This is a genomic window from Asticcacaulis aquaticus, assembly GCF_028550415.1.
Taxonomy (GTDB): domain Bacteria; phylum Pseudomonadota; class Alphaproteobacteria; order Caulobacterales; family Caulobacteraceae; genus Asticcacaulis; species Asticcacaulis aquaticus.
In genome coordinates, this window is record NZ_JAQQKX010000006.1 from 48,823 (window position 1) to 72,766 (window position 23,944).

Here is a 23,944-nt window from a genome sequence, read left to right on the forward strand (position 1 = left end):
CAAATGGTACATGTTATAAAATGGTATCTTGCAATAAACAGTAGCTTGTCATATACACCATCTCATGACGGGGCGAATGATCGTCCCGGCGAAAGGAAAACGGAGATGGCGGAAACCATTGACATCCAACTGAAGAAAGGGGTGCTCGGCCTGTGCGTACTGGCCCTGCTGGCCCGAAACGAGAGCTATTCCTACGAGATCGCCTCCACCCTGTCCGACGCGATCGGCATGGGCGAAGGCACGATTTACCCGCTGATGCGGCGGATGCAGAGCGACGGTTGGGTTGAAACCCGGCTGGTCGAATCCTCGTCCGGCCCGTCGCGTAAATATTATCGCCTGACAAAGGCCGGGCATGAGGCCCTGGCGGCGCAGGCAACCGAATGGCGCGGCTTTGCCCGCGCGGTCGATGCGCTGCTGGACGCGGCGCCATCTGAAACGACTCAGGAGGGGTAAGGGACATGACCCGTAACGAATTCATCAACCGCTTGAAGCAGGGCCTCGTCGGCCTTCCGGCCTCAAGCATCGCCGACATCGTCGCCGATCACGAAGCACACTTCGAGGACGGTATCGCCGCCGGGCGCAGTGAGGCCGAAGTGGCCGCGGCGCTGGGCGACCCGGACCGTCTGGCCCGCGAACTGAAGGCCGAGATCGGCCTGAAAAAGTGGGAAGACGTCAAGACGCCGTCGTCGGCGGTTACGGCCATCTTCGCCGTTCTGGGCCTAGGCGCGCTCGATATTCTGGTGCTGCTGCCGATCCTGATGGGGGTCGCAGGCACCTTGGTCGGCTTCTTCATGGCAGCCATCGGCGTCTTCATCGCGGGCGGCGTCCTGTTCGCAGCCGGGCCGTTCCTCGGTCTGCCGGGTGGGATCGCGGCCGCCATGCTGGGGGGCGTCGGTCTGATGGCGGCCGCGGTCACGCTGGCCGCGCTGACCGGTGTAGTCACCGTGTGGCTGGTCAACGGCCTCGTCTGGTTCGCCCGCCTGCATTACCGCCTGCTGAAGCCTGCGCTTGAGCCGCAGGCCGCTTAAAAGAACGCGAGAGGAGATTTCAATATGATACGCAAACTGTTCATTATTTCCGGCGCGGGCTTTGTCCTTTCGGTGGCCACCCTGGCCGGGGCCGTGGCGCTGGCCGGACACGATATGTCGGTCAATCCATGGTCGATGCGTGAAGTCGGCGATAATATCCGCCTCTATCGCGGCGAGTTGAAGGCCGAGCCGTCGATCAGCCGGACGCTCGACTGGAAAGCGGGGGCCATGCTGGACCTCGACCTGCCGGCAGAGGTCATCTACACGCAGGGCGACACCACCTTGGTGACGGTCGAAGGCCCCAAGGTGTTGGCCGACCGCGTCCGCCTCGATAAGGGTCGGCTCTATATGGTCGACGGCCCGAAATACGAGAAAGTCGTCAATATCAGGTGGAGCCATGGCAGCATCCACAGTGAGACCAATGATGACCGTCTGCGCGTTCTGGTCACCGCCCCGTCGGTGAAGGCTTTCAATCTGACCGGCGATGCGCGGCTCAAGGTCGATGCCTACGATCAGCCCGCCATCGACCTGACCATTACCGGTAACGGCTATGCCCGGATCAAGGGGCAGGCAAAGACGTTGAAGCTCGATATTTCGGGTTATGGCGAGGCCGATCTGGAAAGCCTGCGGGTCGAAGACGCCGACGTCAATATTTCGGGCTCAGGTGAAACGACCATTGCCCCGCGCAAGAACGCCAAGGTCGAGGTGTCCGGCGAAGGCGAGGTACGTATTGCCAGCCACCCGGAAAAACTCGACACCAAGATCAGCGGCGAAGGCACGGTCGAACAGGAGTAAACTAAAACGGCCCCTTCCTTCGCGGGGGGCCGTTTTTTTATGCCCGTAACTTCGCCTGAGCCGCCGGGATAACGCGGGCGAAGGGGCGGGGGCCGAACAGGGTCATTTCCATGCCGGTCTCCAGAATGTCGCCGCGCTTGGGCTTGCGCAGGAAAAGATCTTCTTCGGGTGTGACCACGTAAAGACCTTCGGGCGCATAGACCACCACCAGATTTTCGCTGCGGTATATGCCTTCGCTCCACAGCTTCAACTGCTTGTAATAGGGGTGCTTGAGCCAGGCGTCCGGACGGTCGGGATCGACGTCGATATTAAGCGTGGTGCCGTTCGGTTCAAGGCGCAGGACGAAGCCCGCCGTATCCGGTCGCCACAGGCCGTTCAGGTCGTCATGCTTGAGCCACAAACACTTGAAATCCTGACACATCTGCGGGTGCAGGCCCCAGATGCCACAACCGGCGCTCTCACGCGTGTGCTGGCATAGCGTGCCGGCCTTCTTGCCGACGTCATCGACGTCATAGACCTTGCAGCACAGGTTGCAGTCGCCGCACGCCTTCAGGGGGGCACGCTGACGGGCAGGCGTCGATGCGGTCTCGGCGTGTGCCATGCTGAACCTTCTGTTCCATAGCCCTGCGTTTTGGCAAAGCTTTCGCATATAAAATGCCGCAACAGAGTCAACAAAGCGTTAGAAAACAGGGTTAATTGACATTAAAATACAGGCGTTGGCGTCAGTCGAAGTCAGCTAACTGACCGGGCTTCCGCGCTTTACGACGCGCTTTCAGCTTCAAATCTTCTTCATTCGAATCTCTATGAGGCGTGGGGTCAAAGATGTCCCATGCATCGAACCAAATTTCCCAAAAGCGCTTGCCTTCTTTCTTTGTGTGGTTCCGCATTAGCAAGAAAACAAAGGCCAGTAGGCATATGGCACCGATGATGGCGTAAACCATATCGTAGGCTTTTAAGAGATTTCCCATCGTGACTACCTGCTAGCAACCGCTAAGCCATTATAAGTATCAGATTTTTGACACATCCACTAGATCAGCGGTATCCCGATATTGGCGCGCAAACCACCCATCGGGCTCTGATCCAGCTCCAGTTCGCCGCCATGACTGCGGATCGTATCGCGGGCGATGGCGAGGCCCAGGCCCACACCCTTCTTGTTCTGATTGCGCGAGTCGTCCAGCCGTGAAAACGGCTTGAGCGCATCTTCACGTTTTTCCGGCGCGATACCGGGTCCATCGTCGTCGACATAGATATGCAGCGAGCGCTTGCCACCCGTCTTGTGCTCTATCTCGGCGCTAATCCGCACCGTGGCGGCGTAGTGGAAGCCGTTCATGACCAGATTCGACAGGGCGCGCGAAATGGCCGAGACGCGGAAGGCGGTCTCGATATCCTCGTGCAGGGGGACGAATTCCGGCGCGTGTCCGGCGCGGCGTGCGCCATCGGCGACGGTTTCCAGCAGCCCGTTGACCGATACGGTCTGCGGGCTTTCGATCATTTCGCCCGACGCGAAGGCCAGATATTCGTCGATCATATAGGCCATTTCCGACACATCCTGTTTCATGCGTTCGGTGGCAGTGTCTTGCGGGGCCATGGCCAGTTCCAGCTTGAGCCGCGTCAGCGGTGTGCGCAGATCGTGGCTGACCGAAGCGAGCAGGGTGGTGCGCTGCTCGATGTGACGCTGGATGCGCGTCTTCATCTTGAGGAAGTTCTGGGCGGCGGCGCGAACCTCGGCGGCGCCGTAGGGCTTGAAGTTCGGGTCGTCCTCGCCGCGGCCAAACTTTTCGGCGGCCACCGACAGGCGCTCGATGGCGCGGACCTGATTGCGGATGAACAGGATCGAAATGGCGGTCAGGACCAGTGTCGCGCCGGTCATCCACAGGATGAAGATATGCGCTCGCGTGGCGAAGGCCCGCTCACGCGGCGCGATGACGCGAATGACGCCGCCATCGACCTTGACGCGGATATCGACCGAGGCCTGATAGCGGGTAGTGTCGTACCAGAACGGGTCGTCGAGTTGTTCGGTCAGGGCGCGTTTCAGCGAACGATCCAGCGCCGCCCACGGATTGCGGCGACGGTTTTCCGGCAGTTCACGTCCCGGCTGAAAGGCAATGGACAACTGCATCGATTTTTGCGCGGCGGCGGCGACCTTGTCCATGTTTTCCCGCGTCGGATCGGCCTTATAGGCATCGACCGCCCATGACACGTCGCCGATCAGGCCTTCGGACAGCTTGGCCGTGACGGTTTCCCAGTGCATGTCGAAAAAGGCCCAGGTCACCGCCACCTGCATCAGGGCGACCGGCAGGACGATGATCAGCAGGGCGCGGCCCCACAGGGTTTTGGGGATCTTGCGCTTGAAGGCCTGCGGCCAGAATTTGAGACGAGGTATGCGCATTTAACAGGCTCCCCCTCTCCCTTGAGGGAGAGGGTGGCCCATAAGGGCCGGGTGAGGGGGAAATGGTAGAACCGCGCTCGTAATTAGCCGTTCCCCCTCACCCCAACCCTCTCCCTCGAGGGAGAGGGGGCTTCAAAGCGAAAATCAATCCGGCGCCAGCATGTAGCCCTTGCCGCGAACGGTTTGCAGATAGCGCGGATTCTTCGGGTCCGGCTCGATCTTGCGGCGCAGGCGCGTCACCTGAACATCCACGGCGCGACCCGTCGTATCGACGCTGTCCTTGGCGAGGTCCATGCGGTCTACCGGCACATTGGCGCGTTCGGCCAGATATTTGAGCAATTGCGCCTCGGCCTCGGTCAAGCGAACCATGGTGCCGTTCTTGCTGAGTTCGGCGCGTTCAAGGTCGAAGGCGATCTGCCCCATATTGATGGTCTTGGGCAGGGCGGGCTTGATCCCGGTCCGGCGCAGAATGGCTTCGATTCGCAGCAGAAGCTCCTGCGGCTCGAAGGGTTTCGACAGGTAATCGTCGGCCCCCAGGCTAAGGCCCATAATGCGGTCGTCGGGCAGGCCGCGCGCCGTCAGGATGAGAATCGGCACGTTGGAATGCTGACGCACCCATTTCGACAGTGAAAATCCGTCTTCGCCCGGCATCATGACGTCGAGGATCAGAAGATCGAAGTCAAGCAGCTGCAACATGCGCTTGGCGGCATCGGCGTGGGCCGCCGCAGTAACGCGGAACCCTTGCCGTGACAGGAACTCCTTGAGAAGATTGCGAATGCGGTCGTCGTCGTCGACGACCAGCAGGTGGCGGACGATGGCGTCGTTGATGCCGTTGGGTGCGCTCACGTTTTCCTGCCCTTGTTACAAATATCAGCCGGAGATTACAGGCGACGTGCCTGATTTGTCATCAGGCATTTGTCGCCTTTTTGTCATGGCGCGTAAATAAGTATTGCCGGATGTAAAAAGCGCTTGCCATGGTTTCAACTGTTATCGGATAGTCCACCGCTTGCGGGCGCAATCGTGTGCACCGGCCCGTTAGCGCTGCCTGTGAAGACGCGCGACAAATCTGGTTTTGGGGATAAGCGTATATGCCGTCATACGGGATGTTGAATTTTCAGAGCATACTGGGCATCGGGCTCATGCTTCTGGCGTGCTGGCTGGTGTCGGAGAACAAGAAAAAGTTTCCGATCTTCCTGACGATCGGTGCGATCGGCGTGCAGGTTCTGCTGGTCCTGCTGTTCTTCGCTTTCCCTCAGTCCCAGGCCGTACTGGATGGCATCAATGCCGGCGTCGACGCTTTGGCAGCGGCGACCAATCAGGGCACGCAGTTTGTGTTCGGCTATTTGGGCGGCGGCAGCCAGCCCTACGCCGTAAATGATCCCAATGCCCTGTTCGTCTTCGCCTTTCAGGTCCTGCCCCTGATCCTCGTCATCTCGGCCCTGTCAGCGCTGCTGTGGCACTGGCATATCCTCAAATGGATCACGCAGGCCTTCGGTTTCCTGTTTCAGAAGACCATGGGGCTCGGCGGGGCATCGGCGCTGGCCGTTGCCACCAATATCTTCCTCGGCATGATCGAAAGCCCGATCGTCATCCGCGCCTATCTGTCCAAGCTGTCGCGCTCCGAAGTCTTCATGATGATGGTGGTAGGGCTGGCTACCGTCGCCGGTTCGACCATGGTCGCCTATGCCCTGATCCTCAAGGCGACCCTGCCCAATGCTGCCGGTCACGTGCTGGTCGCCTCGATCGTTTCGGCGCCGGCGGGCGTACTTCTGTCGCGCATTATCGTGCCGGAAAAAGACGGCGAGGGCGGCGCGGTGGCCGACTACAACTCCTCGCTCAAATATGACAGCGCGATGGACGCCATATCCAAGGGCACGTCCGACGGCCTGATGGTGGTCATGAATATCTCGGCGACGCTGATCGTGTTCGTGTCGTTTGTGACTCTGGTCAATATTATCCTCGGCATGTTCCCGCACGTGGGTGGCGAAGCCCTGTCGCTGGAGCGGGGCCTGTCCTATGTCTTTGCACCGCTGGCCTGGATCATCGGCGTGCCGTGGGAAGAAGCGCAAAAAGCCGGTTATATCCTCGGTGCCAAGCTGACCCTGACCGAATTCGTCGCCTTCCTGAAGCTGGGGGCCATTCCGGTCGATGAGATGTCGGAGCGCACGCGGATGCTGATGACCTATGCCATCTGCGGTTTTGCCAATATCGCTTCGGTCGGCATTACGGTCAGCGGCCTCAGCGTCCTTATGCCTGAACGCCGCGAAGAGGTGTTGGGACTGGTCTGGAAGGCCCTGTTCGCGGGCTTTGTCGCCACCTGTCTGGCCGCGGCGATCATCGGCGCCATGCCGGACTCGCTGTTCGGCATTTCGGACAAGGTGCCGGAAAAGGTCGCTGTCGAAGCGCCCTTGCCGCCCGTAGCCGAAACGCCAGGCGAGGCTCTGGCGGATGCTTCCGCTTCGGCGCAATAGTCTTGTGTAGCATAAATAAGCCCGGAGTGTTGTTCCGGGCTTATTTATGCGCCAAATTGAAGCTTACGCGCCCGACTTGCTGGCGCGTTTGATGACGCCGGAGAAGGTCATCACCATCCGGTCGCCGACCTTGATCTGACCGCGGCCAAAGATGGTCGATCGGCCCGCCAGGGTGATTTCCCCCGTCGCCACCACGATATCGCCAAGATTGCCGGGGCTGAGGAACTGCGCGTCGAGCTGCATGGTCACCCCGCCTGAGGTCTGAAGGTTCGACAGGGCGAAGACATAGAGCGCCGTATCGGCCAGCGATAACAGGCAACCGCCGTGCATGATCCCGCCGCCGTTCAGGTGCCGCTGTTCCACCTTGAGCGCGACCTGCATATTGCCCTGATCGTCGGGCAGATAATAAAACGGCCCGATGAGGTTGACATAGTCGTCGTGAAAGGGCGAAAGGAACCAGCCCTTGAACTCGCCGTCCTCGACCTGAATGGGTTGCAGCTGATCGGCCATAATCTATCCTTACACAAACAAAACAGGCTCAGAACATGTCGAACCCGGTAGAAGAGCTGATTGTCGAACTCCTGACTGATCTCAAAGGTAACGATACCCTGAGCCCCAATCAAGTCGCCAAGACGATCAATGAGGAAAACTGGCGGCGTCAGTTGCCGCAGGTGCGCGCGGCCATACAGAAACTGGTCGACGAAGGCAAGATCGAGGTCATCCGCAAAGGCAAGGTCGTCGATTTCGAAGGGATCAAGGGCATTTACCGGGTGCGCCTGGCCCAAGCGACGCCCGACGTGAGTGACAATTAGAAACACCTATTGTCCGCTTATACGGCAGGCTTTATGCAGGACTGTGTATTTTAATAGCTGTTTTAGCGTTTAGTGATTACATACGCCTTGATGTCCAAAGCCGACTTTACAATTCAGACCGCTTCGGGCGAGGGGGCGCCCGTCGTCAGCCTCAGGGGCGACTGGACGGCGGTCGGGCTGCGCGACGCCGGTGAGCGGCTCAAATCGGCCGTGAAAGGCCAGACGAACCTCCGCATAGACAGTTCTGAATTAAAGGGTTTCGACACCGCCGGCGCCTATGCCGTCCGTGCGGCGGTGGGCGACACAGGCGATGGTGACCTGTTCAGCGGACAGGACAACCATCAGCGCGTCTATGCGCTGGTTTGCGACCTTCAGCCGAAGATCGCTGAGGCGCAGCATAAGGCCGCCCGCAAGGCGTTCTCACCGATCATCAATACCCTGGCGGCGATCGGGCGCAGTACGGCTGAGATTCTGGCCGATATCCGAAATCTCAATGCCTTTGTCGGGCAACTGGTCGTCGTGTGTTTCCTGTCGTGCGTCAATCCGCGCCGCATCCGCTGGACGCCGCTGGTGGCCCAGATGCAGCGAGCCGGTCTGGGGGCGCTGGCGGTGGTCTGCGTGACCAACTTCTTCGTCGGCGCGGTTGTGGCCTTCCTCGGCATTCTGCAATTGCAGCAGTTCGGCGCGGCGGTATTCGCGGTCGAGCTGATCGGCATTTCCGTCCTGCGCGAATTCGGCCCGGTTATCGCCGCCGTCCTGATGGCAGGCCGCTCGGCGTCGAGCTTCACCGCCGAAATCGGCGCCATGAAGATGAATCAGGAAATCGACGCCATGCGCGTCATGGGCATCAATCCGTTCGACGCCCTGATTTTTCCGCGTCTGGCGGCGCTGGTCCTGACCCTGCCGCTGGTCTCGTTTGCGGGGTCGATGGCGGGTCTGTTCGGCGGGCTGGTCGTGGTATGGGGCACGCTCGGCTACGGCCCCAACTTCTTCTCGATCCGCATGACCGAGTACGTCCCCTTCGTCAATTACTTCGTCGGCATGATCAAGACGCCGTTTTTTGCCGCCGCCATCACCATCATCGGCTGCCGTCTGGGTATGATCGTGACATCGGACGTCATCTCGCTGGGCAAGCAGGTGACCAAGGCCGTGGTGCAGGCCATCTTCACCATCATTCTTATCGACGCCGCCTTCGCGATGATGTTCAACGGGTTCAATTTCTGATGGCAGATATACCCGACATCGTCCCCGAAACCGAGGAAAAGCCGGTCGTCCACCCGATCGTCATCGAAGGGTTGCGCAATCAGTTCGGTCCGAACATCGTCCACGAAGACCTGAAGCTTACGGTCGAGCGCGGCAAGGTTCTGGGCGTCGTCGGCGGCTCCGGCACGGGCAAGACTGTGCTGCTCAATTCGATCCTCGGTCTGCAAAAGCCGTCGGCGGGTGCCATCCACCTGTTCGGGCAGGATATTACCAGACTCTCCGAGAAGAAGATGCGCGCCATGCAGTCGCGCTTCGGTGTCCTGTTTCAGAGCGGGGCGCTGTTTTCGGCGCTCAGCGTGGTGGAAAATATCTGCGTGCCCCTGACGGAATATGCCAGGCTGAAACCGGCCATGGCGCGCGAAATCGGCCTGATGAAGATGGCGCTGGTCGGCCTGCCGCTCGATGCGGCGGACAAGCGGCCGTCGGAGCTATCGGGCGGTATGATCAAGCGCACGGCGCTGGCGCGCGCGCTGGTCCTCGATCCGGAACTGCTGTTCCTTGATGAGCCCACCGCCGGGCTCGATCCGATCGGGGCGGCGGCCTTCGACACCCTGATCCGCGAATTGTCGGACAGCCTCAATCTGACGGTGTTCATGATCACCCACGATCTCGACAGTCTCTATGCCATCTGCGACGAGGTCGCGGTGCTGGCCGACCGGCAGGTGGTGGAAACCGCGCCGCCGAAAGTGCTGGAACAATCCGAACATCCGTGGATTCATGAATATTTCCATGGCCCGCGTGGCCGCGTGAGCAAAGGAGAATAGCGTGGAAAGACAAGCCCACTACGCGTTTGTCGGTCTCATTACGCTGGTGCTTGCCGCCGCGGCCTTTTTGTTTGCCTTCTGGTTGATTCAGGGCAGCTTCAACGAGACCTATTCCGAATACGACGTCCTGTTCAACACCCCGGTCAACGGCCTGACCGAAGGCGGCGAGGTGCATTTCAACGGCATCAAGGTCGGCGAAGTCAAGGAACTCAAGCTGGGGCAGGTCAATACCAGCCAGGTCATCGCCACGGTTCGCATTCAGGCCTCAACCCCTGTGCGCGTCGATTCGACCGCCGTACTGGAGCCGCTGGGGGTCACCGGCCTCAACTATATCCAGATATCCCCGGGCTCGAAAGAAGCGGCTCTGCTGAAAAAGGCCGCCGGCATGGGGGTGCCCAATCCAGTGATCCGTGCCACCGAAAGTCGCCTCGACAAGCTGCTGTCGGGCTCGGGCGGCGTCATCGAAAGCGCCTACGAGTCGCTGAGCCGCATCAACAAGCTCCTGTCGGATCAGAATCTCAACTCGTTCGCACAATCGCTTAAAAACATTGAAGATATCACCAGCGATATCGGCGAAGTCACCGAGGACCTCAAGAGCCGCAAGCAGATGCTCGACGACGCCCACGAAGCCATCGTGCAGGCCGGGATCGCGGCGGAGAACCTCTCCAAACTGGCCAATTCGGTCGATGTGCTGGTCAAGGATCGTGTGCCTGAGACCATGGTCCGCATCGATGCCGCCGCCACGGAGCTGGGCAATGCCGCGACCGAGGTTCAGCGTCTTGCCAAGACGATCGAGCGTCCGGTCAATGAATTCTCCGAAAATACCCTGCCGGCGATGGCGGAAAGCCTGCAAAACCTCAACAGCGCCACGCGCGCCGTCGAACAACTGGTCGATGAAATCCGCTCAAGTCCGCAGGGCCTGATCGGCAAGGCCAAGGCCAAGGACAGGAAGGTCAACTAGTCATGCGTTTCCCCAACTTAAAAAGTCTGGCGATGGCCGTGATGGCGGTGGGCGCGACGGGTCTGGCGGGCTGCATCACGCTCCTGCCGGAGGTGAAGCCGATCCAGCTCTACACGATCCGCTTCAATTCTGAAGTGGTAGATAAGCCGCTGGCGCCCGCGCCGACGGTATCCGAGCCGGTCGATCTGTTTCTCAACTTCGACAACTTCCCGCGCGCAGCGGCGGGCGACCGTATCCTGACGACCGAAGGCAACGAGGTGTCCTACGTCTCCGGCGGCCGCTGGGCCAGCGCCGCGCAGGGGCAGTTCCGCGATCTCCTGTCCGAAGGCTTTGCGCGTGCAGGCAGCGACCGTCTGCGTATCGGCGGACAGGGCCGGGTGACGGCCAAATACCGGGTGGACGTCGATGTACGCCGCTTCGAAGCCGCCTATGCACGTCGCCGCCCGACCATCGTCGTGGCGCTCGACGCCCGTGTCGTGCGTTTGTCGGATCGCAAGGTCGTGGCGCAGCGCTTTATTTCCTCTGACGTGGCCGTCCGCAAAAGCGACCTGACCCTGATGGTCGAAGGATTCGAAAAGGCGTCGTCGCAAGCGGTGGTCAATCTGATCGGCTTTACCGAAGAGGCCGTTGCGGCGGCAGAAGCCGAAACGCCGGCACCGGTCGTCGCGCCCGAGAAGAAGTAACAAAAAAGCCCGGATCGCTCCGGGCTTTTTGACTATTTGGCGCGCATCTGATCCAAAAACCGCCACCCTTTTTTGGGATGTGCTTAGATCGCCACCTCATAAGCGGCTTCGGTCTTTGCGGCGATTTCTTCTAGTGTCACGTCGGGCGCCAGTTCGATCAGCCTCAAACCCGACCCGTCCGACTTGACCTCGAACACGCCCAGAGTCGAGATGATCAGGCTGACCACCTGCGTCCCGGTCAGCGGCAGGGTGCAGGCCTTGAGGACTTTCGACTCGCCGTGCTTGTTGGCGTGTTCCATGACGACGACGACCTTCTTGACACCGGCCACGAGATCCATCGCCCCGCCCATGCCCTTGACCAGTTTGCCCGGGATCATCCAGTTGGCGATGTCGCCGTTTTCGGCCACTTCCATCGCCCCCAGAATGGTCAGGTCGATATGGCCGCCGCGGATCATGGCGAACGAATCCGACGACGAGAAATAGGCGGTTTCCGGCAATTCGGTGATGGTTTGCTTGCCCGCATTGATAAGGTCGGGATCGACCTCGTCCTCATAGGGGAAGGGGCCCATGCCGAGCATGCCGTTTTCCGACTGAAAGGTGACGGTCATGCCCTGCGGGATATGGTTGGCCACCAGGGTCGGGATACCGATGCCGAGATTGACGTAGAAGCCGTCCTTGAGTTCCTTGGCGGCGCGTTCGGCCAGTTGATCGCGTGTCCAGGGCATCTTAGTTCTCCGTTCCGGCGGCAGCGGTTTCAGAGGCGCGCTGACGCACCGTGCGTTGTTCGATTCGCTTCTCGAACGTGCCTTTGATCATGCGGTCGACATAGACGCCGGGTGTATGAATGCTGTCCGGATCGAGCGACCCCACCGGCACGATTTCCTCGACTTCGACGACGCAAACCTTGCCCGCCGTCGCCATCATCGGATTGAAATTGCGCGCGGTCTTGCGAAAGACCAGATTGCCGCGTTCGTCGGCCTTCCACGCCTTGACGATGGAGAGGTCCGCGACCAATCCCGTCTCAAGAACATAGGTTTTGCCATTGAATTCTTTCAGTTCTTTGCCCTCGGCGACCAGAGTGCCTACACCCGTCGCCGTGTAGAATCCGGGGATGCCCGCACCACCGGCACGAATGCGTTCGGCGAGGGTCCCTTGCGGATTGAATTCCAGCTCAAGCTCGCCTGAGAGGTACTGACGCTCGAATTCCTTGTTCTCGCCGACATAGGACGAGATCATTTTTTTGATCTGCCGCGTATTGAGCAGCGCCCCCAGACCGAAGCCATCGACCCCGGCATTGTTGGAAATGGCGGTGATTCCGGTCGTGCCGGTGTCGCGCAGGGCGGCAATCAGGTTTTCGGGAATGCCGCACAGGCCGAAGCCGCCCGCCATGACGGTCATGCCGTCGAAGGTCAGGCCTTCCAAAGCGCTCTTGGCGTCGGGATATATCTTGCTGGCCATACGGCACACCTCCTGATTTGCTGTGACCCTAAGCCGAAACGCGACCGCCTGTCATGCGGAATAATGCCGCATCGCAACAACTTTACCGGGGCGTTTGAAGATAGGGTTTAAGCGACGCTTCTGCATCAGCAACGACGGCGTCATCGAGCGCCACACCTTTGGCGATCAGTTGCTTGCCCGCCATGAAATCGGCGGGGCGATTGAAGGCTTCGACGCAGATCAACTGTTGATCCGCGTTCAGATGGAAGACGCTGAACGCACCCGTCGCCGGATCGCCCCGCGTCAGCAGTTTGGCGTCCGGGCGGGTGATCCCGGCGATCTGGAGCTTATAGTCGTACTGATCGGACCAGAACCACGGCACTTCGGTCGGCGGGGCCTTGAAGCCAGTAATGGCGGCGGCGGCCTGCTTGGCCTGTTCCAGCGCATTGGGTACGCTCTCCAGACGGTAGCGGCCTTCATAGTAGGGTTTGATCTCGCGCGAGGTCACGTCGCCGATAGCGAAGACGTCGGGGGCCGAGGTGCGGGCCTCCGAATCAACGATGATTCCGTTCGCACAGGCGATCCCCGCGGCCTTAGCCAGATCGTCGGCGGGCAGAGCGCCGATGCCCACCAGCAGCACGTCGAAGGTGTGCGTCGTGCCATCGGCCATGTGGACGTTTTTACGGTCGCCGTCGGCACTGACACCGACGACCTCGGCCCCGGTGATCAGGTCGACGCCGTTATCGCGGTGAATGGACATAAAAGCGTCCGACAAAACCCGCGACGCGACACGCGCCAGAATGCGCGATTCGCGCTCGAACACCGTCACTTCGCAACCCAGTTTACGCGCCGAAGCGGCGACTTCGAGCCCGACATAGCCCGCGCCGATCAGGCCGATATGACGACCTGCGCTTAGGTGCGGCTTGAGCCCTTCGGCGTCGGCCATAGTGCGCAGCAGGTGGTACGGCGTCTCCTCCGCGCCGGGGCAGCCAAAGGGTCGCGCCTTTGACCCGGTGGCGATGATCAGGTGCTCATAGACCATCTGTTCGCCATCGATGGTAACGGTTTTATCCGTCGTATCAATGGCTTCGACGACTTTGTTCAGCCAGATGGCAATGTCGGCTTCGTCGTAGAATTCTTGCGGCCGCAAATAGAGATCGTCGCCGGACGCTTCGCCCTTGAGCCAGGCTTTCGACAGGGGCGGGCGCTGATAGGGCAGGTCCGGCTCGGCCCCGATAATCGTGATCTCGCCCTCATAGCCGTACTGACGCAGAAATGCCGCGGCTGACCCGCCAGCGTGACCGGCACCGATGATGACGACCCCGCTCACCCTCAGATATCCTTCGGGGCGGGCAGGCCGTGTTGCAGGCACGCCGCGTGCAGGGTGTTGTTGAGCAGGCAGGCGATGGTCATCGGCCCGACGCCTTTGGGTACGGGCGTGATGGCCGTGGCGCGAGGCAAGGCGGCGTCGAAATCGACATCGCCGACGATCTTACCTTTACCATCGACCTCAATGCGGTTGATGCCGACATCGATCACATAGGCCCCGTCCTTGATCCAATCGCCCTGAATGAACTTCGGACGCCCGACGGCGGCGACGAGGATATCGGCGCCACGGCACACGGCGGGCAGGTCTTTGGTGCGCGAATGGGCGATAGTCACGGTGCAGTTCTCATTGAGCAGAAGCTGCGCCATCGGCTTGCCGACGATGTTCGAGCGCCCGACGATGACGGCGTTGAGGCCCGACAGCGAACCATCACCGTGCGTTTTAATCGCGTCTTTCAACAGCATCAGCGACCCCAGCGGCGTACACGGCACAATGGCGTCAAGCCCGACCGCCAGACGTCCGGCGTTCTGGACGTGGAAGCCGTCGACGTCCTTCAGCGGGTCGATGGCGTCGATGACCTTGAGCGACGACATATGCCCCGGCAGCGGCAGTTGCACGAGGATACCATTGACCGCCGCATCGGCGTTCAGCTCGGCGATCAGAGCCAGCAGATCGGCCTCCGACGTCGTGTCGGGCAAGGTGATGGTGCGCGACTCCATGCCGATGGCCTTGGTCGTCTCGCCCTTGTTCTTCACATAGATCTGGCTGGCCGGGTCTTCGCCGACGATGACCACCACCAGACACGGCGTCAGGCCGTGCTCGGCCTTCAGCGCGGCGACCTTTTCACCCAATCGCTCGCGCAGACCCTTTGCATAGCCGAAGCCGTCGATAATATTGCCACGGGTTGCCATTGAGCTGCTCCTGAACACCGGAAGGGAATGGCCGCTCACTTGGCCTGTTTTGCCGCCGAAATCAAGGTCTCGACCAGCGGTTTAAGCGTCTCGGACAAGGGACGCGCCCGTTCCGCGCCGTAGGTCGTCGGATCGCTCATATCGAGATAGCAGCTTTGCACGATTTCGATCTGCAGGGCATAGACGCGGTCTTCCGGGCGACCGTGACCGCGCGTGGTGAAGCCGCCTTTGAAACGCCCATCCAGCACGCTGGAATAGGCCGTGGTCTGCGCCATCCAGCCTTGCAGGGCGTCGAGCACGTCCGCAGGGCAGGTGCGGCCCGAATCCGTGCCAAAGCTGAGGTCGGGCAGGGCACCTTCGAACAGGGTCGGGATGGAAGGCCGGATCGAATGGGCGTCGATCAGCAGGGCGAACCCATGCCGTTCACGTGCGGCCTCCAGCAATTCTTCCAGTTTCGCGTGATACGGCCACCAGTAGTGCTGACGGCGGCGGTTGATTTCGGCCTCGGACGGCACGTCGCCCGCATAGATGGGCCGCAGGTCGAAGTCGGTCAAGGGACACATCCCCGTCTCGAACTGCCCCGGATAGAGCGGCGCGGAATTGGGGTCGCGGTTAAGGTCGACCACGTAACGTGAATGGATGGCGAACAGGGTCGAGGCCCCCAGCTCAGGCGCGAAATCATACAATCGGTGAACGTGGAAGTCGGTTTCCATCACCGAGCGGCCTACGTCATTTAACTGAGCGGCGATTTCAGGCGGCAGATAGGTGCCCACATGCGGCGCGGCGACGACCAGCGGCCCGGCGCCCTGATGGATGGTAAAAATATCCGTAGACTGATTATTAAAGCTCATGAGCACAGTTGAAACGAGCGAGCTTGACTTGTCAATGATGCTGCGTGCATCTCACGGGTTGACAATTTAAAGATGCATAATAATTATAAAGTCGTTATAGTTGTGATGTCGCACTATTTCGGGGGTTATAATGATTTTCATTAAGCTGGGCGATGTGCCCACCGACGTGCTGTTCGATATTCGTCTGACGGCTGCAGGGGCCAGTGTGCTGACGGTCGCGAATGTATTTAGCCGAACGGGCTTTAACAGTGGCCCTGCGACGTCGCCGCGGTTTGCCAGTTGGGCGTGTCAGATAAAATCCGATGCAGAGGGGCTGGAGCTGGCTGCACCTTTTGTGGTTCAGCAAATCGCCAGAGGCTTCCCTGGTCTGATTGTCGATATTACCAGTGGGGGCGCAGGTGTGGACTTCTCGGCCTATGACGATGTGAGCGGTAATTTTAAGGACAGTCACCGAGGTCGCATTATTATCCCGCTCAGTACGGGACCCGTAGCCGGCGCGCAAGGGGAGGTAGGGATATGGGCATCCTGAAAAGGCTCTATCGTGTAACGGCTTTTGCCGTTTTTACCTTTGGCTGTGGCGTACCCGCCATGGCGGCGGACAATGCCGAAGCGCCGACCGTTACCATCCGTAGCGATGGCGAAGCCAACGTGCCGAAATACAATGTCCAACTGGATATGCCCGGCTCTATAGCGTTGACTCTTCTGGGGCGTCAACCCGACGCTGCGACGGCGGGACAACTGGGGAGTATGTGGGCGGTCAGCGCTGCGGCCAGCCAGAGCGACATCCCGGACATATCGTGGTCATTTCGCCCCTACTGGACTGTCACGCATAGGTATCAGGATCTCGATACCTACAATCGCGAAGCTACGCCGTTGGGGCGTCTCTATGCCCGCAGCCGTATCGATCTGGCCACGGCGACGGTTGAGGCCGAGGGCAGAATAAAGACTCGTCTGGCTTTGGGCGTTCAAACCAGTTTCAATGGTAAGGCTGATCCGGCGGAAGACGTTGAACTGGCCGGGTGTCTGCATCAGGCGGTTCAGCTTGAGGCACCACAGGCCTGGGTAAAAAGGGCGTGGACGGAAAAGATCAAACCGAAACTGGTCGATATGGGCGTGGGTACCGACAGGCTTCTGATTATGGAGGACAGACTTAAGTCCAACACCCTTGTGTCTGCGAGTATCGTCGCGGAATCTAAACTGCCGTCGGATAAGCAAGACCTGCTTATAGCGTTTCTGGCCGGTGTTCAGCCCACGCGTCCGCTTGAGCCCACAGAAAAGGCGGGCAAGTGCTTTGCCGATGCCCGGAACCGCTATCTCTGGGAGGTCGAGCGCTATGCAGGTCTTGGGCAGGTGTGGAGCGCGGATAATAAGAGCCTTAGTCATCTGGTGCCGGACGGCCTGTCGGTATGGGCCGGCATCAAGGTGCCTTTGGGCGACGATCGTTCGAAGGCGCCAAAGGACTTCCTTTCGCTTCAGGCCAGATATACGGATGTCGCGACGGTCGATATCGCCAAGGATACGCCGAAGGATATTCGCGAAGGCACGTTCGCCTTTGCCTACACCCGAAGCTGGGCAGGGCAAAGCCTGGTCTTGGGGGCGTCCTACAATCGTCGCGACTTTAAAGAGGCCTCGCTCGCCGATGTGGAATTCACCCGCATAAGCGTGGCGTGGAATCACCGGATTTCGCAAAAGCTGTGGTTATCGGTCTCTGCGGGACGCGTCAGCAAGTCCCTGTACGAAGATGGCGATTATACCCTCATCAAGCTCAATTTCTCGGAGTGGTCGGCCAGTGTAAAATAAGCCGGCTTTCAAAGCTCTAAAGTCTTGTGAAGCGCGCCCGAACGCACATATCCTGAAACGGATTGCAGGAGGCACGACATGGATACCGGCTTGTTACTGAACGTATTCGTGTTTCTGGCGGCGGCCTGTCTGGTCGTGCCGCTGGCGGCGCGGTTCAAGCTGGGGGCCGTGCTGGGCTATCTGGTCGCCGGTATTCTTATCGGCCCGTCGGGTTTGGGGTTCATCGACCGGGTCACCTCGACCATGCACTTCGCCGAATTCGGTGTGGTGATGATGATGTTCCTCATCGGGCTGGAACTGGAACCGGCACTGCTGTGGCGCCTGCGCAAGACGATCGTCGGTCTCGGTGGTCTGCAGGTCGTGCTGTCGTCTGCCGCCCTGACGCTGGCGGCCATGGCCTTCGGTCTGAACTGGCAGACGTCTCTGGCCATCGGCATGGCGCTGTCGATGTCGTCGACCGCGCTGGTGCTGCAGATGCTTGAGGAGCGCAACCTGATGCGCACCCAGGTCGGCGAGGCCTCGTTCTCGGTCCTGCTGTTTCAGGACATCGCCGTCATTCCCATCCTGATCATTATCCCGCTTCTGGCGGCGGGGGGGCATGGCGCGTCGGCGCACGGCACCAGTCTGGTCGCCGATCTGCCGGTCTGGGCGCAGGCCATGGCGGGGATCGCCACGATCCTGCTGGTGGTCGCGGGGGGGCAGTTGCTGTCGCGCTATTTCCTGCCGCGGATCGCCCGCACCAATCTGCGCGAAGTGTTCACGGCGACGTCGCTCGGGCTGGTGGTCGGGGTGACGATCCTGATGCAGCTGGTCGGGGTGTCTCCGGCGCTGGGCGCGTTTCTGGGTGGCGTGGTTCTGGCCAACTCGCCCTATAAAACCACCATCGAGACCGACATTCAGCCGTTCAAGGGTCTGTTGCTCGGTCTGTTCTTCATCTCGGTCGGGATGGGCATGGATGTCGATCGCCTGCTCACCCAGCCGCTGCAATTGCTGGCCGCCGTCGCGGGACTGATGGCGATCAAGGCCCTGATCATCTGGGTCGTCGCCCTGCGTTTCGACCTCAGGGGGCTGGTCGGCATGGGGCTGGCCTTGTCTCTGGCGCAAGGGGGCGAATTTGCGTTCGTCCTGTTCCAGCTATCGGGGCAACTGGGGCTGCTGGAGCCCGATACGCGGCGTTTCCTGACGCTGGTGGTGGCCATTTCCATCGGGGTGACGCCGATCTGCCTTGAGCTGTTCAACCGCTTCATCGTGCCAAAATTCATGTCGGTCCTGCCCGAACGCGATCCGGACACCATTGAGGAACGCAACAGCGTCATCATCGCCGGGTTCGGCCGCTTCGGTCAGATCGTCGGGCGTTTCCTCGTCTCGCAGGGCGTCAAGGTGACGATCCTCGAAAAGAATCCGGACCAGATCGAACTGCTGCAAAAGTTCGGCACCAAGGGCTATTTCGGCGACGCCACACGGCTGGACGTGCTGCGTTCGGCGGGTGCGGAGAGCGCCCAGATGCTGATTATCGCCATCGATGATGCCGACGGTGCCGTGCAGATCGTCCATCACGCCCGCGAGCATTTCCCGAAGCTCAAGCTCTATGCCCGGGCGCGCAACCGTCGTCACGCCTATGAGCTGGATCGCGCCGGGGTCGACTACTACCACCGCGAAACGCTCGACTCGTCGCTGGCTCTGGCGCGTGAAGCCATGATCTCTATGGGCTATCCCAAGGCGACGATCGAGCGCAAGGCCAAGCAGTTTCTGGCCCACGATATCGTGACGCTGCGCAAGTCCTTCGCCTTCTTCGACAGCGAGCCGGATCTGGTCAATTTCTCGCGCCTGTCGCAGAAGGAGTTGTCGCGTATCCTGACCGACGACGCGGCGGAAGACCCGGCGCAGCCTTAGTTTTGCGCGTTACCGGTCACCCGGCCGCTGCGTTCGAGCTTGCCCCAGCCGACGGCCATGCCGCGCAGGGCCGAGGCGAGAGCTTTCAGCACGACATAGTACATGATCTGGCGATAGACGAAGCGTTGCGACAGCAGCCATAACACCGGATAGCGTTGTTCACGCGGCTCCAGCGCATAGGCGATGGCGCCGCACAGGGCATCAATCACGACGAACACCACCCAATAGATCAGCATACGTTCGAGATTGCCGCCATATTGCTGCAGGCCGTGCTGGCTGACCTGCCAGACCATGTCGATCAGGCTAAGGACAAGCGCCAGATCGATCAGGGGCGAGACGACCGAAAAGCCGATCTGGAACGCCCAGGCCTGCGGCAGGCCGATGCGAGCAAGGCCGCGCGGCTGACCGGTTTTCACGATGGCGCGGTGTTTCCACAGGCATTGCAGCGTCCCGAAGGCCCAGCGGTAGCGTTGCTTGATCAGGGCCGCGAAGCTTTCCGGAGCTTCGGTCCAGGCGACGGCGTCCTGATCGTAGGCGACCTGCCAGCCGCGCCGCTGCACGGCGATGGTCAGGTCCTGATCCTCGGCCAGGGTGTCGTGCGGATAGCCGCCGACGGCGTCGAGCGCCGTGCGCCGCCACGCGCCGACCGCGCCGGGCACGACCATCATGGCCCCGAACGTGGCCAGGGCCGAGCGTTCGAGGTTCTGCGCCGTGACATATTCTACCGCCTGCCAGCGGGTGACGAAGTTGAAGCGGTTGCCCACCTTGGCGTTTCCGGCGACGGCCCCGATCTCGGGCCGGATGAACCAGCGCACCAGACGGGCGATGGTCTCCGGCTCGAACTGCGTATCGGCATCCAGTGCGATGATGATTTCGCCGCGCGCCCGGGCAATGCCGGTATTGACGGCGGCGGCCTTGCCGGCATTGGCCTGAGTGATCAGGGTGACGCGCGGCTCGTCGGCAAAGGCGCGGGCGACGATGGCGCTGGTGTCATCCATAGAGCCGTCGTCGACCACTACCACCTCCAGATCGACCTCGACGCTGGTCAGGACGCGGCGCACGGAGGCCTCGATCACGCGGGCTTCGTTATAGGCGGGGATAATGACGCTGACCCGGCGGGATCGGACCCATTCGGCCAGATGACCGTCGGCGTCTTCGGGGGGCGGGTTCATATGGCCGCTATAGTCCGCCCAGATGGCCATGACGCTCAGGATAATGGCGCGCGCCACCCCCAGCACGATGGCGATGATGAACAGCCATTTCAGGGCTGTCCCCAGCCACGCGACCAGCATGAACAGGCCGACATCGAAGCGAACCTGCGCGAGGTCGCTCCCCGTCAGGCGCGGCATGACTTCGCTTTCGGGCAGTCCGGCCAGACCGCCGACCGTCGTGAAACGATAACCCTGCGCCTTCAGGGTTTCGATGAGACGGGGCAGGGCGGCGAGCGTCTGGGCGCGGTCGCCGCCGGAATCGTGCAGCAGGACGATCTGGCCCGAATGGCAGGCGTTCACGTCGTCGCGACAGGCTTCGGAGGTTGCGCTGCGCGCTCCGGCGGCCACGCCGTCCAGTACATTCCGGACGATCCGGTCAACCCCCGGTCTTTGCCAGTCCTGCGAGTCGACATGCAGGCCGACGCTGGTATAGCCCATGCGCTGTGCCATCAGGGCAGGGCCCAGTTCGTTGTCGGTGGTGGGCTCCGCATCGCCGAAATAGGGCGCCCGGACCCAGCGCAGAGAGCGGCCCGTATAGGCCTCCACGACGCGTTGCGTCGAGTTGAGCTCCAGCCGCGCCCAGTCGCCGGAGATTTCGGCCAGATTGGGGTGGGTATAGGTATGGTTGCCGAGTTCGTGGCCTTCGCGAACCATCCGCTTGAGCAGGAAAGGATGATCGAGGGCGTTTTCGCCGACGACGAAAAAGGTGGCAGGCACCTTTTCGGCCTTGAGGATATCGAGAATCTTCGGCGTCCACTGCCGGTCGGGGCCGTCGTCGAAGGTCAGGGCAATGAGGCCGGGTTTGTAGCCCGTGCGCCGGACGACATAGGGCGTCGGCAGGCGGTCGTAACGCTGAGACTGTGCCACGCGGTCATGATCGAAGGTCACGGCGCGTCGCCCCAGGGCCGGGACGTCCTCGATACGCAGGATTTCACCGGCGCCTTCGACATCGACGCTGCCGCCGGGCTTCAGCACCGTCAAATCCGGCAGAGAGGTGCCGTGATAGGTGTGCAGGGCGGCCCATACCCCCGGGTCTTCGCTGCCCAGCCGCCACAGGGCGACACCGGCGGCCCTTGACGCCCGGGCGGTGAGGAGCTGGTTCCAGGCGCTCACCGCGTCGAGCATCCAGACGTCGTGCGCAATTCCGTCTTCGCTATAGCTGAAATGGCTGTTGGCGCTGCCGTCGTCGAAGGCGGGCACGGTGCCGGAATCGTGCGCGATAAGCCAGGCATCGCCGACGCTCAGGGGAACGGTTCCGACCTTCGACCAGTCGTAGGCATAGCTGCCGATGGCGATAATGGCCTTTGCGGCGGGCACCTGTTTCAGGGCATAGGTGACCTTGTCGTTGAACCAGTCCTGAGCCGCGATCGGGCCGGGCGGGTCGATCATCGAATGCTGGTCATAGACCATGAGGAAAATCTGATCGGTCGCCGCCGCGAAGGCCCTGAGGTCCCAGTCCGGATCGTCGACCGGCGCGGTCAGGGTCACGGTGAACCCGGCCGCCCCCAGCCGCGCCCGGGCGACTTTCAGAAAGCTCAGATAGTCGGGCAGGCTTTCCGGCGGCAGGTTTTCGAAATCGAAGACGACGCCCGCCGAGCCTTCGTGACGCAGCATGGCTTCGACCTGATCGAGCAGCCGCGTGCGCCGGGCCGCGTCTTTCAGCAGCCGGGCGGTGTTTTCCCGCTCGAAACCCCCGGCCTGAGCGTTCTGAACCAGCGTATAGAGACGGGGCGCGGGTTTGGCGGCGGCCAGGATGGCGTGAAACTGCGGATCGGGCTGATACTGAAACCGGTGGTCCGGCCCCGATACCGTGGCGAGCGCCGCCACGACCAGATTCATGTCGGCGACGTGGTCACGGAAGGCGGCGCGGCTGCCGTCGTCCCACGGCACGTAGAAGGCGCTGATCTGCTGCGTCTGAGCGGGCAGGCCTCGCGGGACGTGCAGGGCATGACCGCGGCGATTGTGCGGCAGGTCGCTGCGCGCCTTTATCGGATGCGGATAGACCATGTGCAGGTCCATCGCTCTGGGCACCGGGACAAAAAGAATGGAGAGGATCAGCCCCAGAAACAGAAGGGCGGAGACTGCCGACAGGGCGATGACGCCCGCCAGGGTAATCTTGCTGCGTCGTCCCGTGGGATCGAAGAAGACGGGTGGCTGCATGGGCCTGCCTGTGTACGCTATAGATCGCTACGGCCGGGCGGCGGAGGCCGACTCGGCGGGCGCACCATGGTACAGAGCGCTTCCGTTCGCAAGGGGCGCGACGATGAGCCTTATTGCGGCTTTATATATCTGCCGATAGGAACCCCATTGAACCGGACGATTGAGGGTGTAACATGGGCTCACCGTCAGAAAAGGGAGCGCCACATGTGCGATGACGACATCCACCAGGGACTGGTCCATGATCCGCGTCTGTCGCGTCGCGCGTTCGGGCTTGCGGCGGCGGGCGGGCTGACCCTCGCTTCCGCCAGCGTCCATGCCGCCGCGGCGGTGACCGATACGGCGGTCACGATAAAGACGCCGGACGGCGAAGCCGATGCGGTCCTGTTTCATCCGGCGGCGAAGGGCAAATGGCCCGCCGTTCTGATCTGGACCGACGTGATGGGCCTGCGCCCGGTGTTCGAAGACATGGGGCGACGGCTGGCGGCCGAAGGCTATGTCGTGCTGGTGCCGAACCCCTATTATCGGGTGCGCAAATCGCCCGTGGTCGAGGGCACGTTCAACTTCGCCACCCCCGCCGACCGCGAAAAGCTCACCCCGCTGCGCGCCAGTATCACGCCGGAAGGGACCTTGCGCGACGCGGCAGCCTTCCTTGCTTTCCTTGATGCGCAGGCCGTTACCGACACGAAGCGCAAGGCGGGTGTTCAGGGTTATTGCATGGGCGGCCCGCTCGCCTTCCGGACCGCCGCCGCCGTACCTGATAGGATCGGCGCCGTCGCGTCGTTCCACGGGGGCGGTCTGGCCACCGATCAGCCGTCGAGCCCGCATCTGCTTATTCCGCAAACCAAGGCCGAGTACCTGATTGAAATCGCCGCTAATGACGACGCAAAAGATCCGGGGGCCAAGGCGCGCCTGAAGACGGCCTTTGCCGCAGCCGCGCGACCGGCCACGGTCGAGGTGTTCGAAGGCGCCGATCACGGCTGGACCGTTCGCACCAGTCAGGTTTACAACGAGGCCGCCGCTGAAAAAGCCTGGGCCAATCTGCTGGCGCTCTATAAACGCGCGCTTTAGTTTCAATTATTGATTGGAATAGCCGTAAAAAGCCGGTGAGCTTTGTGGGTTACCAGCAGTTGGTTGTTTGGAAAGCCTTCTGGTCGCTTTCGCGGATCTTTACGTCTGTCCGATATGTTG

General features: G+C 61.2%; 24 protein-coding genes. 13 read left to right on the forward strand and 11 right to left on the reverse strand.

All coding sequences use genetic code 11. The features are described from left to right. Nucleotides 1-105: 105 nt before the first annotated feature. The 3 genes from PQU92_RS08995 to PQU92_RS09005 are packed head-to-tail and all read left to right on the forward strand — an operon-like array spanning nucleotide 106 to nucleotide 1,823. Nucleotides 106-453 (forward strand): PadR family transcriptional regulator, encoded by a 348-nt coding sequence (locus PQU92_RS08995; protein WP_272747880.1) that lies wholly within the window; start codon nucleotides 106-108, stop codon nucleotides 451-453. 5 nt (nucleotides 454-458) lie between these two features. Further along, complete coding sequence (locus tag PQU92_RS09000) at nucleotides 459-1,028, forward strand: DUF1700 domain-containing protein (RefSeq protein ID WP_272747881.1); 570 nt, start codon at nucleotides 459-461, stop codon at nucleotides 1,026-1,028. A gap of 24 nt (nucleotides 1,029-1,052) precedes the next feature. Continuing rightward, nucleotides 1,053-1,823, forward strand: coding sequence for a GIN domain-containing protein (locus PQU92_RS09005; RefSeq protein ID WP_272747882.1), 771 nt, complete (start codon nucleotides 1,053-1,055; stop codon nucleotides 1,821-1,823). Nucleotides 1,824-1,860: 37 nt separating this feature from the next. Here PQU92_RS09005 and PQU92_RS09010 read toward each other — a convergent pair whose 3' ends face one another. The 4 genes from PQU92_RS09010 to PQU92_RS09025 form a co-directional block, all read right to left on the reverse strand. Next, nucleotides 1,861-2,424, reverse strand: a complete 564-nt coding sequence (locus PQU92_RS09010; RefSeq protein WP_272747883.1) for a hypothetical protein — start codon at nucleotides 2,422-2,424, stop codon at nucleotides 1,861-1,863. A gap of 121 nt (nucleotides 2,425-2,545) precedes the next feature. Then, complete coding sequence (locus PQU92_RS09015; RefSeq protein WP_272747884.1) at nucleotides 2,546-2,791, reverse strand: hypothetical protein; 246 nt, start codon at nucleotides 2,789-2,791, stop codon at nucleotides 2,546-2,548. Nucleotides 2,792-2,850: 59 nt separating this feature from the next. Next, complete coding sequence (locus PQU92_RS09020) at nucleotides 2,851-4,212, reverse strand: ATP-binding protein (RefSeq protein WP_272747885.1); 1,362 nt, start codon at nucleotides 4,210-4,212, stop codon at nucleotides 2,851-2,853. 144 nt (nucleotides 4,213-4,356) lie between these two features. Continuing rightward, nucleotides 4,357-5,058 carry a response regulator gene (locus PQU92_RS09025; protein ID WP_272747886.1) on the reverse strand — a complete coding sequence of 234 codons (702 nt, stop codon included), beginning with the start codon at nucleotides 5,056-5,058 and terminating at the stop codon, nucleotides 4,357-4,359. Nucleotides 5,059-5,300: 242 nt separating this feature from the next. On the opposite strand from PQU92_RS09025, the gene PQU92_RS09030 reads away from it, so the two are divergent. Further along, complete coding sequence (locus PQU92_RS09030) at nucleotides 5,301-6,683, forward strand: NupC/NupG family nucleoside CNT transporter (RefSeq protein WP_272747887.1); 1,383 nt, start codon at nucleotides 5,301-5,303, stop codon at nucleotides 6,681-6,683. A gap of 63 nt (nucleotides 6,684-6,746) precedes the next feature. On the opposite strand, the gene PQU92_RS09035 is transcribed toward PQU92_RS09030, so the two are convergent. Continuing rightward, the gene (locus PQU92_RS09035) at nucleotides 6,747-7,193 is read right to left on the reverse strand and encodes a PaaI family thioesterase (RefSeq protein WP_272747888.1); all 447 of its coding nucleotides are present in this window, start codon (nucleotides 7,191-7,193) and stop codon (nucleotides 6,747-6,749) included. 35 nt (nucleotides 7,194-7,228) lie between these two features. Between PQU92_RS09035 and PQU92_RS09040 the strand changes: the two genes are divergently transcribed. The 5 genes from PQU92_RS09040 (at nucleotide 7,229) to PQU92_RS09060 (ending at nucleotide 11,166) form a co-directional block, all read left to right on the forward strand. Beyond that, the gene (locus PQU92_RS09040; RefSeq protein WP_272747889.1) at nucleotides 7,229-7,495 is read left to right on the forward strand and encodes a DUF3253 domain-containing protein; all 267 of its coding nucleotides are present in this window, start codon (nucleotides 7,229-7,231) and stop codon (nucleotides 7,493-7,495) included. Between the two features lie 90 nt (nucleotides 7,496-7,585). Continuing rightward, the gene (locus PQU92_RS09045) at nucleotides 7,586-8,719 is read left to right on the forward strand and encodes an MlaE family ABC transporter permease (protein ID WP_272747890.1); all 1,134 of its coding nucleotides are present in this window, start codon (nucleotides 7,586-7,588) and stop codon (nucleotides 8,717-8,719) included. After that, nucleotides 8,719-9,522 (forward strand): ABC transporter ATP-binding protein, encoded by an 804-nt coding sequence (locus tag PQU92_RS09050; protein WP_272747891.1) that lies wholly within the window; start codon nucleotides 8,719-8,721, stop codon nucleotides 9,520-9,522. The genes PQU92_RS09045 and PQU92_RS09050 overlap by 1 nt, the downstream gene beginning before the upstream one ends. Before the next feature lies 1 nt (nucleotide 9,523). Further along, a complete protein-coding gene (locus PQU92_RS09055) occupies nucleotides 9,524-10,483 on the forward strand; it encodes an MlaD family protein (RefSeq protein WP_272747892.1) in 960 nt (319 codons plus the stop codon). 2 nt (nucleotides 10,484-10,485) lie between these two features. After that, nucleotides 10,486-11,166 carry an ABC-type transport auxiliary lipoprotein family protein gene (locus PQU92_RS09060; RefSeq protein ID WP_272747893.1) on the forward strand — a complete coding sequence of 227 codons (681 nt, stop codon included), beginning with the start codon at nucleotides 10,486-10,488 and terminating at the stop codon, nucleotides 11,164-11,166. 83 nt (nucleotides 11,167-11,249) lie between these two features. Here PQU92_RS09060 and PQU92_RS09065 read toward each other — a convergent pair whose 3' ends face one another. The 5 genes from PQU92_RS09065 to hutG all read right to left on the reverse strand — a co-directional run bounded on the left by PQU92_RS09065 (nucleotide 11,250) and on the right by hutG (nucleotide 15,692). Then, nucleotides 11,250-11,891, reverse strand: a complete 642-nt coding sequence (locus PQU92_RS09065) for a 3-oxoacid CoA-transferase subunit B (protein ID WP_272747894.1) — start codon at nucleotides 11,889-11,891, stop codon at nucleotides 11,250-11,252. 1 nt (nucleotide 11,892) lies between these two features. Next, nucleotides 11,893-12,624, reverse strand: coding sequence for a CoA transferase subunit A (locus PQU92_RS09070; RefSeq protein WP_272747895.1), 732 nt, complete (start codon nucleotides 12,622-12,624; stop codon nucleotides 11,893-11,895). Nucleotides 12,625-12,706: 82 nt separating this feature from the next. Then, complete coding sequence (locus tag PQU92_RS09075) at nucleotides 12,707-13,933, reverse strand: NAD(P)/FAD-dependent oxidoreductase (protein ID WP_272747896.1); 1,227 nt, start codon at nucleotides 13,931-13,933, stop codon at nucleotides 12,707-12,709. A 2-nt stretch (nucleotides 13,934-13,935) separates the two neighbouring features. Then, the gene (folD, locus tag PQU92_RS09080) at nucleotides 13,936-14,841 is read right to left on the reverse strand and encodes a bifunctional methylenetetrahydrofolate dehydrogenase/methenyltetrahydrofolate cyclohydrolase FolD (protein ID WP_272747897.1); all 906 of its coding nucleotides are present in this window, start codon (nucleotides 14,839-14,841) and stop codon (nucleotides 13,936-13,938) included. A 35-nt stretch (nucleotides 14,842-14,876) separates the two neighbouring features. Then, on the reverse strand, nucleotides 14,877-15,692 hold the full coding sequence (hutG, locus tag PQU92_RS09085) for an N-formylglutamate deformylase (protein ID WP_272747898.1): 816 nt from the start codon (nucleotides 15,690-15,692) through the stop codon (nucleotides 14,877-14,879). A gap of 130 nt (nucleotides 15,693-15,822) precedes the next feature. Here hutG and PQU92_RS09090 point away from each other — a divergent pair, with 130 nt between their 5' ends. From PQU92_RS09090 to PQU92_RS09100, 3 genes are all read left to right on the forward strand, one after another. Next, nucleotides 15,823-16,221: a hypothetical protein gene (locus tag PQU92_RS09090; RefSeq protein ID WP_272747899.1), complete on the forward strand. Its 399-nt coding sequence runs from the start codon at nucleotides 15,823-15,825 to the stop codon at nucleotides 16,219-16,221. Then, complete coding sequence (locus PQU92_RS09095) at nucleotides 16,209-17,492, forward strand: hypothetical protein (protein WP_272747900.1); 1,284 nt, start codon at nucleotides 16,209-16,211, stop codon at nucleotides 17,490-17,492. Before PQU92_RS09090 ends, PQU92_RS09095 begins: the two co-directional genes overlap by 13 nt. A gap of 78 nt (nucleotides 17,493-17,570) precedes the next feature. Then, nucleotides 17,571-19,385 carry a monovalent cation:proton antiporter-2 (CPA2) family protein gene (locus PQU92_RS09100; RefSeq protein WP_272747901.1) on the forward strand — a complete coding sequence of 605 codons (1,815 nt, stop codon included), beginning with the start codon at nucleotides 17,571-17,573 and terminating at the stop codon, nucleotides 19,383-19,385. Here PQU92_RS09100 and PQU92_RS09105 read toward each other — a convergent pair. Further along, complete coding sequence (locus tag PQU92_RS09105) at nucleotides 19,382-22,756, reverse strand: trifunctional glycoside hydrolase family 18/polysaccharide deacetylase/glycosyltransferase family 2 protein (protein ID WP_272747902.1); 3,375 nt, start codon at nucleotides 22,754-22,756, stop codon at nucleotides 19,382-19,384. The two genes, PQU92_RS09100 and PQU92_RS09105, sit on opposite strands and share 4 nt — an antisense overlap. Nucleotides 22,757-22,960: 204 nt before the next feature. Between PQU92_RS09105 and PQU92_RS09110 the strand changes: the two genes are divergently transcribed. Then, nucleotides 22,961-23,824, forward strand: a complete 864-nt coding sequence (locus PQU92_RS09110) for a dienelactone hydrolase family protein (RefSeq protein WP_272747903.1) — start codon at nucleotides 22,961-22,963, stop codon at nucleotides 23,822-23,824. The last annotated feature ends 120 nt before the right edge of the window (nucleotides 23,825-23,944 follow it).